Below are 13,516 nucleotides of genomic sequence, written 5' to 3' on the forward strand. Positions count from 1 at the left end.
TGGAATTTAAACGGTAGATAGCTTTACCGTTGTTTTTCGGGCAATGCTACTATCGGTGCCTGTTTTTATTCGTATTTATCCTAATTAAGCGGTAGCGCGTCCTTTTCAGACCCGGACATCCTCCACAGGCTGATATACTAAACGCGTTATTAATGCAGACTAAAGTTCAAAACATGAACAGTTCAGGAGAGTTTCAATGGCTGCCGTAAATTCGAAAGTGAGAAAGGCCGTTATCCCGGTTGCCGGGTTGGGAACCAGGATGCTGCCAGCAACGAAGGCAATTCCAAAAGAGATGCTGCCACTCGTTGATAAGCCATTAATCCAGTATGTGGTCAACGAATGTATTGCTGCAGGCATTACTGAAATTGTGCTGGTAACACATTCATCCAAAAACTCTATCGAAAACCATTTCGATACCAGTTTTGAACTTGAAGCCATGCTGGAAAAACGCGTGAAGCGTCAGCTTCTTCAGGAAGTGCAGTCTATTTGCCCGCCGCACGTAACTATTATGCAGGTCCGTCAGGGGCTGGCAAAAGGTCTGGGACACGCTGTGTTATGTGCCCATCCGGTAGTCGGTAACGAGCCGGTAGCGGTTATTTTACCAGACGTTATTCTGGACGAGTTTGAATCCGATCTTTCCCAGGATAACCTGGCCGAAATGATTAAACGTTTCGATGAAACGGGCAGCAGCCAGATCATGGTTGAGCCGGTTGAAGACGTGACCGCATACGGCGTTGTCGACTGCAAAGGCGTGGCGATGAACCCGGGCGACAGCGTGCCAATGGTTGGCGTGGTTGAGAAGCCAAAAGCTGACGTAGCGCCGTCTAACCTCGCTGTAGTAGGGCGTTATGTTCTGAGCGCAGAGATTTGGCCGCTGCTGGCGAAAACGCCTCCAGGTGCCGGAGATGAAATCCAGCTGACCGACGCCATCGACATGCTGATCGAAAAAGAGACCGTGGAGGCTTACCACATGAAAGGGAAGAGCCACGACTGCGGTAATAAACTCGGTTACATGCAGGCCTTCGTTGAATATGGTGTCCGTCACCAGTCCCTGGGCGAAGAATTTAAGGGCTGGCTGAAAGAGACGCTGGGCATTAAAAACTAATACGGCGTTAACGCCCTAAGCAAAACCGGTGATAGCCATGCTACACCGGTTTTTTTATAACCTTTTTAGGGTGTCACTCACGTAAGGTAGGGTAATAGTGTGATGTAATCGTTATATGAGCACGTGTAACAGAATGTCACACGAGATAAAATAAAGGCATAAAAAATCCCGCATTAAGCGGGATTTTTCGGATATTTACTGACTTATTCCTGAATCAGGAAGTCGTCCAGTTGTTTACCTTGCTCATCCATTGCTTTTTTGATAACAGCTGGAGTACGACCCTGGCCGGTCCAGGTTTTAGATTCGCCGTTCTCATCGATGTAGCTATATTTAGCCGGACGCGCAGCACGTTTAGCTTTAGTACCGGTTTTAGCGGCAGCCATGCTGTTCAGCAATTCGTTAGGATCAATACCATCAGCGATCAGCATTTCACGATATTGCTGCAGTTTACGTGTACGTTCTTCGATTTCAGCAGCAGCGGCGTTTTCTTCTTCACGACGCTCATTAACAACGACTTCTAATTTCTCCAGCATTTCTTCAAGCGTTTCCAGAGTACATTCTCTCGCCTGGGCACGGAGAGTGCGGATGTTGTTCAGAATTTTAAGTGCTTCGCTCATTGTAGTAATCTCAAACTTATAATGTGGGGGTTTGTTGAGGTAATAATAGAGGCATAAATTGATATGTGCAATAGGCCAGAATGTAAGGAATTCAAAAATACCTAATATTCGGGACTATTATTAATTATCAGAACTTAAATTTGGTGAGGTGAAAGGGGGGCGGCGTTATCAAAAGATGCGTTGTAAACCTGACGGTGAACTCTTTTTTTGCAGACAATTTTCATGGGGGTTTTTGTTTCTCCGGATAAATATCAACCTTTCGTATTAGTACTCAAAACACGGTTGCCCAAGGGAATTTTTAATTACACCTGAATCATTTCAAGCCCCGTATCGACATTAAAATAACAGATTTTTCCAGAACTTAGCGTTTATAAAACCATGAGTTTTTACGTCCTTTTCGTTTGCTCCTTCGTAAGTTGTCCTATATCCTGGCGAAGGATGAAATCTCTCGTAACGCGGGTCTTCCGCGCTGCAGCACGGAAGACCCGACAAAATATGGTACAATCGCTTATCGGTAATAATACACATTGATTAGGGTTTAACGGCCAATGGCACAACTGTATTTCTACTATTCAGCAATGAACGCAGGTAAGTCGACCGCGTTACTGCAATCCTCCTACAATTACCAGGAGCGTGGGATGCGTACGGTGGTTTATACCGCTGAAATCGATGACCGTTTTGGTGCCGGAAAAGTGAGCTCCCGAATTGGCCTCTCTTCTCCAGCCAGGTTATTTAACCCACAAACCAATCTGCTGGATGAAATTCGTGCAGAGGCCGCTGACCAGGCAGTCCATTGCGTACTGGTGGATGAGAGCCAGTTTTTAACGCGTCAGCAGGTTCATGAGCTTTCTGAAGTGGTTGATGAGCTGGATATTCCGGTACTTTGCTATGGGCTGCGAACGGATTTTCGCGGCGAGCTGTTTGTCGGCAGCCAGTATTTGCTGGCATGGTCAGACAAACTGGTGGAATTAAAAACCATCTGCTTCTGCGGGCGTAAAGCGAGTATGGTGCTGCGTCTTGATCAGGCAGGAAAACCCTATGCGGAAGGCGAACAGGTGGTGATTGGCGGCAATGAGCGCTATGTATCCGTATGTCGTAAGCATTATAAAGAGGCGCTGGTGGTAGGCTCTCTGACAGCGATTCAGGAAGCCAGTCGTCGTTAACGGTCCAGTAGGGTCTGTTGCTATTTACGCTGGAAAAGAGACATAAAAAAACCCGCCGAAGCGGGTTTTTTATTGAGCGATTAATTAAGCGCTTTTCTTCGCTTTCTTATCCGCTTTTACCAGGGTTTCTACAGCTGCAGGTGCAGCAACCACACCTTCAGTGTATTCGCGGCCATAGTAGGTATCCAGCAGGATCTGTTTCAGCTCTGCGATCAGTGGGTAGCGCGGGTTCGCACCAGTACACTGGTCATCAAAGGCATCTTCAGACAGCTTGTCTACGTGTGCCAGGAAGTCAGCTTCCTGAACGCCAGCTTCACGGATAGACTTAGGAATACCCAGCTCAGCTTTCAGGCTTTCCAGCCATGCCAGCAGTTTCTCGATCTTCGCAGCAGTGCGGTCACCAGGAGCGCTCAGGCCCAGGTGGTCAGCGATTTCTGCGTAGCGACGACGAGCCTGCGGACGGTCGTACTGGCTGAATGCAGTCTGCTTGGTCGGGTTGTCGTTAGCGTTGTAACGGATAACGTTAGAGATCAGCAGGGCGTTCGCCAGACCGTGAGGAATGTGGAACTGAGAGCCCAGCTTGTGCGCCATGGAGTGACACACACCCAGGAAGGCGTTAGCAAACGCGATACCGGCGATGGTGGCAGCACTGTGCACACGCTCACGGGCAACCGGGTTTTTAGAGCCTTCGTTATAAGAGGCTGGCAGGTTCTCTTTCAGCAGTTTCAGTGCCTGCAGAGCCTGACCGTCAGAGAACTCAGACGCCAGTACAGAAACATAAGCTTCCAGGGCGTGAGTTACCGCATCCAGACCACCGAATGCACAGAGTGATTTCGGCATGTCCATGACCAGGTTGGCGTCAACAATCGCCATGTCCGGGGTCAGAGCGTAGTCTGCCAGTGGGTATTTCTGACCTGTTGCATCGTCGGTAACAACAGCAAACGGCGTCACTTCAGAACCGGTACCGGAAGTGGTGGTGACGGCGATCATTTTCGCTTTCACGCCCATTTTCGGGAACTTGTAGATACGTTTACGGATATCCATAAAGCGCAGCGCCAGCTCTTCGAAGTGCGTTTCTGGGTGCTCGTACATTACCCACATAATTTTGGCTGCGTCCATTGGGGAGCCGCCGCCCAGCGCGATGATCACGTCTGGTTTGAAGGAGTTTGCCAGCTCTGCGCCTTTGCGAACAACAGACAGGGTTGGGTCAGCTTCAACTTCGAAGAACACTTCAGTTTCCACGCCAGCCGCTTTCAGAACAGAGGTGATCTGGTCTGCGTAGCCATTGTTGAACAGGAAACGGTCAGTCACGATGAGCGCACGTTTGTGGCCATCAGTAATCACTTCATCCAGCGCGATTGGCAGGGAGCCACGGCGGAAGTAGATAGATTTCGGAAGTTTATGCCACAACATGTTTTCAGCTCGCTTAGCAACGGTTTTCTTGTTGATCAGGTGCTTAGGACCAACGTTCTCAGAGATGGAGTTACCACCCCATGAACCACAACCCAGAGTCAGGGAAGGCGCGAGTTTGAAGTTATACAGGTCACCGATACCACCCTGAGAAGCAGGGGTGTTGATCAGGATACGTGCAGTTTTCATCATCTGACCGAAGTAGGCCACACGTTCAGGCTGGTTATCCTGGTCAGTGTAGAGACAGGAGGTATGGCCGATACCGCCCATCGCTACCAGTTTCTCTGCTTTATCAACCGCATCTTCGAAATCTTTCGCGCGGTACATTGCCAGCGTCGGAGAGAGTTTTTCGTGTGCAAACGGCTCGCTTTCGTCAACGATATTCACTTCGCCAATCAGGATCTTGGTGCTGGCTGGAACGGTGAAACCTGCCAGTTCAGCAATTTTATACGCTGGCTGACCTACGATGGCGGCGTTCAGAGCGCCGTTTTTCAGGATGATGTCCTGAACCGCTTTCAGCTCTTTGCCCTGCAGCAGATAGCCGCCGTGGCTGGCGAAACGTTCGCGAACGGCATCGTATACGGAATCAACAACAACAACGGACTGCTCGGAAGCACAGATTACGCCGTTATCGAAGGTTTTAGACATCAGTACAGAGGCAACAGCACGTTTAATATCGGCGGTTTCGTCGATAACAACTGGGGTGTTACCCGCACCTACGCCGATAGCCGGTTTACCGGAGCTATAGGCCGCTTTAACCATGCCTGGGCCACCAGTTGCCAAAATCAGGTTAATGTCTGGGTGGTGCATCAGAGCGTTAGACAGTTCCACGGAAGGCTGATCGATCCAGCCGATCAGATCTTTCGGTGCACCCGCAGCGATCGCCGCTTGCAGAACGATATCTGCAGCTTTGTTGGTTGCATCTTTAGCACGTGGGTGTGGAGAGAAAATGATTGCGTTACGCGTCTTCAGGCTGATCAGCGATTTGAAGATAGCAGTAGAAGTTGGGTTGGTGGTTGGAACGATACCGCAGATGATGCCGATTGGCTCAGCAATGGTGATGGTACCGAACGTGTCATCTTCAGACAGAACGCCACAAGTCTTCTCATCTTTATAGGCGTTGTAGATATACTCAGAAGCAAAGTGGTTTTTAATCACTTTATCTTCAACGATACCCATACCGGATTCGGCAACGGCCATTTTAGCGAGAGGGATTCGAGCATCTGCAGCAGCCAGAGCGGCGGCGCGGAAGATTTTATCAACCTGTTCTTGGGTGAAATTGGCATATTCACGCTGGGCTTTTTTTACGCGCTCTACAAGTGCGTTAAGTTCAGCGACATTAGTAACAGCCATAATGCTCTCCTGATAATGTTAAACTCTTTTAGTAAATCAGCTGCTCGACACGAAAACAGTATAGTCAGCGTCATTGCCACTTGCTTAACTTACGTAAAAACAAGATGTTAACGTCTTTATCGTTCCCCTGATTTACTAAAAGAGCCTTCCATCAGTAGCCTACGTTCAGACTCTGAGTCTCCTTGGTGGCGTAATCAAGATTACTCACTTCTGAGTACCGAAAACATGATCTGTATCAATTTATCCATAAGCTGATACCTTTCAGCAGGGGTGTTTTAGGGCATTTCATCGATTGTTAAATAATTGCAAAACTAATTGAACCATAACAACGCATAAAGTACACAAATATTTTACAGCGTAACATCACCATATTTAGCATTATTGTGATGAAGTAGAGGCATAAAAGGCGTATCGTCTGCCGGGTTATTGTGGATGCCACATTTTATATTAAGACTTGCTAATCAGCGGAGCTAACAGTGAGCCTATCGCTCTTTGATTTCCCAACGTATTTTAAGTTCTTTATTGGTCTGTTCGCGCTGGTGAACCCGGTGGGCATTATTCCCGTCTTCATCAGTATGACCAGCTATCAAACCGCCCTTGCCAGGAATAAAACCAACCTGACGGCAAATTTGTCCGTGGCGATCATCCTGCTGACGTCGCTCTATCTTGGCGATTCAATATTGCAGATTTTTGGCATCTCAATCGATTCGTTCAGAATAGCCGGCGGGATCCTTGTGGTCACCATTGCCATGTCAATGATCAGCGGCAAGCTGGGTGAGGACAAACAGAACAAGCAGGAGAAATCAGAAACCGCCATCCGAGAGAGCATCGGCGTGGTGCCGCTGGCATTGCCCTTGATGGCAGGGCCAGGGGCGATCAGTTCTACCATCGTATGGGGAACGCGTTACCATAACCTGATGCATCTGATTGGCTTCTCGATAGCTATTGCCCTGTTTGCCTTCTGTTGCTGGGGGGTGTTCCGTATTGCGCCGTGGCTGGTACGCCTGCTGGGCCAGACGGGCATTAACGTTATCACCCGTATTATGGGTCTGCTGCTGATGGCACTGGGGATTGAATTTATTGTTACCGGTCTGAAATCAATTTTTCCGGGGTTATTAGGTTAATCCTTCAAATGAAAAAGCGGAGCCCAGGGCTCCGCTTTTTTTGTCATTATCAGCAAATCATATAATGAAAGTTGAAAATCGCTTTAACTATAATAAATTTTATTAATAATTTTGTTTGGTTAACTTTCAATAACTTGTCTTTCCACATACCGTTCATCTGGTCATAAACCGCGCAAAGCGTCTGTTATTTTACTCACACAATACTCTGGGGCTTGCTGCAAGATTACTGAGATGATATTAGTAATTTGCTGAATGATTTAGATGAATGTGCTAAATAATAGACAGTTGTTAATTTTTTGTACAAAAAACAGATCGCTTCTGGCATCGCGGTACGCTCATCGACAACACTTTTTTCATCTCATTGAATGACAGGCATTTTTTTCGCATTCGATGCGCGGCATGGCAGCCCACGGTGTAACGGTCTCTTCCGTAAAAGAGAATTGGTTAACAAATTTGCAAAATGTATTGGCGCCTAAGTAACTCATTTGGTACTTTCCGGCCATTCCATTTGAGCGTACTTCTTATAGATGAGAATCTTTTTCATTAACGATTCTGACCTATAAGAATTAATACATGCCTCGGCAGGGGAGGCATGTCACAAATCGACGCAAGGTGGCCAGACGAGCCGCCAGTAATAGTAAAGTCGATGATAGCGAGAAGTAAAAAACGCCTGACGGCAGCATAAACTCCTACGTTGTCAGGGAACCCCTAAAAAGGGGAATTAAACAGGCTGGTAAAAACCAGTAATTATAAAGAGTGGAGTATCAACACAATGTCCATCATCACAAAAAAAAGTCTGGTAGCTGCGGGGATTTTAACTGCGCTAATCGCAGGCAACGTTGCAATGGCTGCTGACGTCCCTGCTGGAGTTCAACTGGCGGAGAAGCAAACGCTGGTGCGTAACAACGGTGCTGAGGTTCAGTCTCTGGATCCGCACAAGATTGAAGGTGTACCGGAGTCTAACGTTAACCGCGATCTGTTCGAAGGTCTGCTGGTCACTGACGTAAACGGCCACCCGGTTGCGGGTGTAGCTGAAAAATGGGAAAACAAAGACTTTAAAGTCTGGACCTTCCACCTGCGTAAAGACGCAAAATGGTCCGATGGTTCCCCGGTTACCGCCCACGATTTCGTTTATAGCTGGCAGCGTCTGGCAGATCCTAATACTGCCTCTCCGTATGCGAGTTATCTGCAGTATGGCCACATCGCCAATATCGATGACATCATCACCGGCAAAAAACCGATTACCGATCTCGGCGTAAAAGCGATCGATGACAATACGTTCGAAGTTACCCTGAGCGAGCCGGTTCCTTATTTCTATAAGCTGCTGGTTCACCCGTCCGTCTCCCCGGTTCCAAAAGCCGCGGTTGAAAAATTTGGCGATAAGTGGACTCAGCCTGCCAATATCGTGACCAACGGCGCCTACAAGCTGAAAGCCTGGGTCGTTAACGAACGTATCGACCTGGAGCGTAATACCAACTACTGGGATAACGCGAAAACCGTCATTAATCAGGTTACCTACCTGCCAATCTCTTCTGAAGTGACTGATGTTAACCGCTACCGCAGCGGCGAAATCGACATGACCTATAACAACATGCCGATTGAACTCTTCCAGAAGCTGAAGAAAGAGATCCCTGCTGAAGTACACGTTGACCCGTACCTCTGCACCTATTATTACGAAATCAACAACCAGAAAGCGCCATTCACTGACGTTCGCGTTCGTACCGCCCTGAAGCTGGCGCTGGATCGCGATATCATCGTCAACAAGGTGAAAAACCAGGGCGACCTGCCAGCGTACAGCTACACGCCACCGTATACCGATGGTGCGAAGCTGACCGAGCCAGAATGGTTCAAAATGACCCAGGAACAGCGTAATGCAGAAGCGAAGAAACTGCTGGCCGAAGCGGGTTATACCGCAGACAAGCCGCTGACCTTCAGCCTGCTGTATAACACCTCCGATCTGCATAAGAAACTGGCTATCGCAGTCTCTTCCATCTGGAAGAAAAACCTGGGTGTGAACGTGAAGCTGGAAAACCAGGAGTGGAAAACCTTCCTGGATAGCCGCCATCAGGGCACCTTTGATGTGGCCCGTGCCGGCTGGTGTGCGGACTACAACGAGCCGACCTCTTTCCTGAACACCATGCTGAGCGACAGCTCGAACAACACCGCGCACTATAAGAGCGCAGAGTTCGATAAGCTGATCGGCGATACCCTGAAAGTGACTGACGAAGCGCAGCGCGCCGATCTGTACGCGAAAGCGGAACAGCAGCTCGACAAAGATTCTGCGATCGTACCGGTTTACTACTACGTGAACGCCCGTCTGGTGAAACCGTGGGTAGGTGGATATACCGGGAAAGACCCGATGGATAATATCTACGTTAAAAACTTGTATATTATCAAGCATTAATGGCAATGAGTGGGGCGGGCGCTGTCTGCCCCACGGTGTCTACTCATCGTAATATTATATAGGCACACGCCAGAAGGTACGGGCAATGTTGAAATTTATCCTACGTCGCTGTCTTGAAGCGATCCCAACGCTATTTATTCTTATCACGATCTCCTTCTTTATGATGCGTCTCGCGCCGGGAAGTCCATTTACCGGTGAACGTACGCTGCCGCCAGAAGTTATGGCGAATATCGAAGCGAAATATCATTTAAACGATCCTATCTCCACCCAGTATTTCAACTATCTGAAACAGCTGGCCCACGGTGATTTTGGTCCGTCGTTTAAATATAAAGATTATTCCGTAAACGATCTGGTGGCATCCAGCTTCCCCGTTTCGGCGAAATTAGGCGCCGCGGCGTTTTTACTGGCCGTTATTCTTGGCGTCACGGCGGGCGTTATTGCTGCGCTTAATCAGAACACGAAATGGGATTACACCGTTATGGGGGTGGCAATGACCGGTGTCGTCATACCGAGTTTTGTCGTGGCCCCCTTGCTGGTCATGATATTTGCCATCACCCTGAAATGGCTGCCCGGCGGCGGCTGGAATGGCGGGGCGCTGAAATTTATGATCCTGCCGATGGTCGCGTTGTCTCTCGCTTATATCGCCAGTATTTCGCGTATCACCCGTGGTTCAATGATTGAAGTGTTGCACTCGAACTTCATTCGTACCGCCCGGGCCAAAGGGCTGCCGATGCGCCGCATCATCTTCCGTCATGCGTTAAAACCTGCGCTGCTGCCGGTGCTCTCTTATCTGGGCCCTGCGTTCGTCGGGATTATCACCGGGTCAATGGTTATCGAAACCATCTATGGTTTGCCGGGTATCGGCCAGCTGTTCGTTAACGGCGCCCTTAACCGCGACTATTCACTGGTACTGAGTCTGACCATTCTCGTTGGCGCGCTCACCATCTTCTTTAACGCGATCGTCGACGTGCTCTATGCCGTTATCGATCCGAAAATCCGCTACTGACACTGGAGCTCGCCATGATGTTAAGTAAGAAAAACAGCGAGGCGCTGGAAAACTTCAGTGAAAAACTGGAAGTGGAGGGGCGCAGCCTCTGGCAGGATGCACGCCGTCGCTTCATGCATAACCGTGCTGCGGTTGCCAGCCTGATTGTCCTGGTCCTTATCGCCCTGTTTGTGACGCTGGCGCCGATGCTGTCGCAGTTCACCTACTTCGACACCGACTGGGGCATGATGTCCAGCGCGCCGGATACCGAATCGGGCCACTACTTTGGTACCGACTCTTCCGGGCGTGACCTGCTGGTCCGTGTGGCCATCGGTGGACGCATTTCGTTGATGGTAGGGATCGCAGCAGCCTTTGTTGCGGTGATTCTGGGGACGTTATACGGATCGCTCTCCGGCTATCTCGGCGGCAAGGTCGATTCGGTGATGATGCGTATTCTGGAGATCCTCAACTCCTTCCCGTTTATGTTCTTCGTCATCCTGTTGGTGACCTTCTTTGGCCAGAACATTTTGCTGATCTTCGTGGCTATCGGCATGGTCTCCTGGCTCGATATGGCGCGTATCGTGCGCGGCCAGACCCTGAGCCTGAAGCGCAAAGAGTTTATCGAAGCGGCGCAGGTGGGCGGGGTTTCAACCGGTAATATTGTGGTCCGTCATATCGTGCCAAACGTGCTGGGTGTGGTGGTAGTGTATGCCTCCCTGTTGGTTCCGAGCATGATCCTCTTTGAATCTTTCCTGAGCTTCCTCGGCCTGGGTACCCAGGAGCCGCTGAGCAGCTGGGGTGCGCTGCTGAGCGATGGCGCCAACTCTATGGAAGTTTCACCGTGGCTGCTGCTGTTCCCGGCGGGTTTCCTGGTGGTGACACTGTTTTGTTTCAACTTTATCGGCGATGGCCTGCGTGATGCCCTCGATCCGAAAGACCGTTAAGGAGTGCCGCCATGACTATTATTGAAACGGCATCGGCCCCACAAGCGCATCAGCAGAGTAATCTCCTGCTGGATGTGAAAGATCTGCGAGTCACCTTTAAAACGCCTGATGGCGATGTGACCGCGGTAAACGATCTTAACTTCAGCCTGCGTGCTGGCGAAACGCTGGGTATCGTGGGTGAATCCGGTTCCGGTAAATCCCAGACGGCGTTCGCCCTGATGGGGCTGCTGGCACAAAACGGCGTTATCGGCGGCTCTGCCACCTTTAACGGTAAGCAGATCCTTAACCTGCCGGAGAACGAGCTTAACAAGCTGCGTGCCGAGCAGATATCCATGATTTTCCAGGATCCGATGACCTCCCTGAACCCGTACATGCGTGTGGGCGAGCAGCTGATGGAAGTGCTGATGCTGCACAAAGGGATGGGCAAAGCCGAAGCGTTTGAAGAGTCGGTTAAGATGCTGGATGCGGTAAAAATGCCGGAAGCGCGTAAGCGTATGCGCATGTTCCCGCACGAGTTTTCTGGCGGGATGCGCCAGCGCGTGATGATCGCGATGGCGCTGCTGTGCCGGCCAAAACTGCTCATTGCCGATGAACCGACTACTGCGCTGGACGTGACCGTTCAGGCGCAGATCATGACCCTGCTAAACGAGCTGAAGCGCGAGTTTAATACCGCGATCATCATGATTACCCACGATCTCGGCGTCGTGGCCGGGATCTGCGACAAAGTGCTGGTGATGTATGCCGGGCGTACCATGGAGTACGGTAAAGCGCGTGATGTCTTCTACCATCCGGCGCACCCGTACTCGATTGGCCTGCTGAATGCGGTACCGCGTCTTGATGCGGAAGGGGAGTCGCTGCTGACCATTCCTGGCAACCCGCCTAACCTGCTGCGTCTGCCGAAAGGCTGCCCGTTCCAGCCGCGTTGTCCGCACGCGATGGAAATCTGCAACAGCGCGCCACCGCTGGAAGAGTTTGCACCAGGCCGTCTGCGTGCCTGCTTTAAGCCGTACGAGGAGCTGGTATGACAGCCATTGACGAAAAAAGAAATGTTCTGCTTGAAATCGCCGATCTGAAAGTGCACTTCGACATCAAAGACGGCAAGCAGTGGTTCTGGCAGCCGGCGAAAACCCTGAAAGCGGTTGACGGCGTCACCCTGCGTCTCTACGAGGGGGAAACTCTTGGCGTGGTGGGGGAGTCGGGCTGCGGCAAATCCACCTTTGCCCGCGCGATCATCGGCCTGGTGAAAGCCACTGGCGGCAAGGTCGCCTGGCTGGGTAAAGATCTGCTGGGGATGAAGCCGGAAGAGTGGCGCGAGGTCCGAAGCGACATTCAGATGATTTTCCAGGATCCGCTGGCGTCACTGAATCCGCGTATGACCATTGGCGAGATCATCGCTGAGCCGCTGCGTACCTATCATCCGAAGATGCCGCGTACCGAAGTGCGCGACCGCGTCAAGGCGATGATGATGAAGGTTGGTTTGCTGCCGAACCTTATCAACCGCTATCCGCACGAGTTCTCGGGTGGCCAGTGCCAGCGTATCGGCATTGCCCGCGCGCTGATCCTGGAGCCGAAGCTGATTATCTGTGACGAACCGGTCTCGGCGCTGGACGTGTCGATTCAGGCGCAGGTGGTTAACCTGCTGCAGAAACTGCAGCGTGAGATGGGGCTGTCGCTGATCTTTATCGCCCACGACCTGGCGGTGGTGAAGCACATCTCCGATCGCGTACTGGTGATGTATCTCGGCCATGCGGTGGAGCTGGGCACCTATGACGAGGTGTATCATAATCCGTTACACCCTTACACCAGAGCGCTGATGTCTGCCGTGCCGGTGCCGGATCCTGACCTGGAGCAGAATAAGACCATTCAGCTGCTGGAAGGGGAGCTGCCGTCGCCCATCAACCCGCCATCTGGCTGCGTGTTCCGTACCCGCTGCCCGATTGCCGGGCCGGAGTGCGCGAAAACGCGTCCGGTACTGGAGGGCAGCTTCCGCCATGCGGTCTCCTGCCTGAAGGTTGACCCGCTCTGACCGGGTAACTGGCAATAAAAAAGGCTGCAATCGCAGCCTTTTTTTATTCGCGCCAGAGTATATGGCACAGCTTGTGGTCTTTCTCACGACACAGTAGAACGCGGGCAAAGATATCATTGATCTCTCCGCCGTCGGTCTCCGCCAGGCCAATCACCACCTCGGCGAAAAAGTCCGGGTTCAGGTCGTAATCGACATGTTCAGCCCAGTCTTCAGACGGATCGAACAGCTCGGCGCCGCCACGCTCTTCAAACTGCAAATTAAAGAGAATCACATCCGCCGGGTCGAGATTATCGACGGCCAGTTCCAGAAAGATATCGTAGGCCTGCTCGAGCGTTTCGTCTTCGGTCAGGCGATTGTTCAGATCCATTTCCATGATGACTACCTG

Annotated in this window: 11 protein-coding genes; 8 read left to right on the forward strand and 3 right to left on the reverse strand. The window is 50.8% G+C overall.

Going from position 1 to position 13,516, the window contains the following annotated elements:
* Positions 1 to 196 precede the first annotated feature (196 nt).
* Positions 197 to 1,105: a UTP--glucose-1-phosphate uridylyltransferase GalU gene (gene galU, locus DVA43_RS04585; RefSeq protein ID WP_114314719.1), complete on the forward strand. Its 909-nt coding sequence runs from the start codon at positions 197 to 199 to the stop codon at positions 1,103 to 1,105.
* Between the two features lie 203 nt (positions 1,106 to 1,308).
* Here the strand turns inward: galU and hns are convergent, their stop codons facing one another.
* Positions 1,309 to 1,722, reverse strand: a complete 414-nt coding sequence (hns, locus tag DVA43_RS04590) for a histone-like nucleoid-structuring protein H-NS (RefSeq protein WP_039030686.1) — start codon at positions 1,720 to 1,722, stop codon at positions 1,309 to 1,311.
* A 548-nt stretch (positions 1,723 to 2,270) separates the two neighbouring features.
* On the opposite strand from hns, the gene tdk reads away from it, so the two are divergent.
* Positions 2,271 to 2,885, forward strand: coding sequence for a thymidine kinase (gene tdk, locus DVA43_RS04595; RefSeq protein WP_103822265.1), 615 nt, complete (start codon positions 2,271 to 2,273; stop codon positions 2,883 to 2,885).
* An 84-nt stretch (positions 2,886 to 2,969) separates the two neighbouring features.
* Here tdk and adhE read toward each other — a convergent pair whose 3' ends face one another.
* Positions 2,970 to 5,648 (reverse strand): bifunctional acetaldehyde-CoA/alcohol dehydrogenase, encoded by a 2,679-nt coding sequence (adhE, locus tag DVA43_RS04600; RefSeq protein WP_103822264.1) that lies wholly within the window; start codon positions 5,646 to 5,648, stop codon positions 2,970 to 2,972.
* Between the two features lie 476 nt (positions 5,649 to 6,124).
* Here adhE and DVA43_RS04605 point away from each other — a divergent pair, with 476 nt between their 5' ends.
* From DVA43_RS04605 to oppF, 6 genes are all read left to right on the forward strand, one after another.
* Positions 6,125 to 6,772: a YchE family NAAT transporter gene (locus DVA43_RS04605; RefSeq protein WP_103179918.1), complete on the forward strand. Its 648-nt coding sequence runs from the start codon at positions 6,125 to 6,127 to the stop codon at positions 6,770 to 6,772.
* A gap of 772 nt (positions 6,773 to 7,544) precedes the next feature.
* The gene (oppA, locus tag DVA43_RS04610; protein WP_114314720.1) at positions 7,545 to 9,176 is read left to right on the forward strand and encodes an oligopeptide ABC transporter substrate-binding protein OppA; all 1,632 of its coding nucleotides are present in this window, start codon (positions 7,545 to 7,547) and stop codon (positions 9,174 to 9,176) included.
* Positions 9,177 to 9,261: 85 nt separating this feature from the next.
* Complete coding sequence (oppB, locus tag DVA43_RS04615) at positions 9,262 to 10,182, forward strand: oligopeptide ABC transporter permease OppB (RefSeq protein ID WP_103179916.1); 921 nt, start codon at positions 9,262 to 9,264, stop codon at positions 10,180 to 10,182.
* A 14-nt stretch (positions 10,183 to 10,196) separates the two neighbouring features.
* A complete protein-coding gene (oppC, locus tag DVA43_RS04620) occupies positions 10,197 to 11,105 on the forward strand; it encodes an oligopeptide ABC transporter permease OppC (protein ID WP_103179915.1) in 909 nt (302 codons plus the stop codon).
* Between the two features lie 11 nt (positions 11,106 to 11,116).
* The gene (locus DVA43_RS04625) at positions 11,117 to 12,130 is read left to right on the forward strand and encodes an ABC transporter ATP-binding protein (RefSeq protein ID WP_114314721.1); all 1,014 of its coding nucleotides are present in this window, start codon (positions 11,117 to 11,119) and stop codon (positions 12,128 to 12,130) included.
* Positions 12,127 to 13,131, forward strand: coding sequence for a murein tripeptide/oligopeptide ABC transporter ATP-binding protein OppF (gene oppF / locus DVA43_RS04630; RefSeq protein WP_103179913.1), 1,005 nt, complete (start codon positions 12,127 to 12,129; stop codon positions 13,129 to 13,131). Before DVA43_RS04625 ends, oppF begins: the two co-directional genes overlap by 4 nt.
* 43 nt (positions 13,132 to 13,174) lie before the next feature.
* Here the strand turns inward: oppF and DVA43_RS04635 are convergent, their stop codons facing one another.
* A complete protein-coding gene (locus DVA43_RS04635; RefSeq protein WP_103179912.1) occupies positions 13,175 to 13,504 on the reverse strand; it encodes an HI1450 family dsDNA-mimic protein in 330 nt (109 codons plus the stop codon).
* Between the last annotated feature and the right edge of the window lie 12 nt (positions 13,505 to 13,516).

Origin of the sequence: Leclercia sp. W6, from assembly GCF_003336345.1 — a bacterium.
Taxonomy (GTDB): domain Bacteria; phylum Pseudomonadota; class Gammaproteobacteria; order Enterobacterales; family Enterobacteriaceae; genus Enterobacter.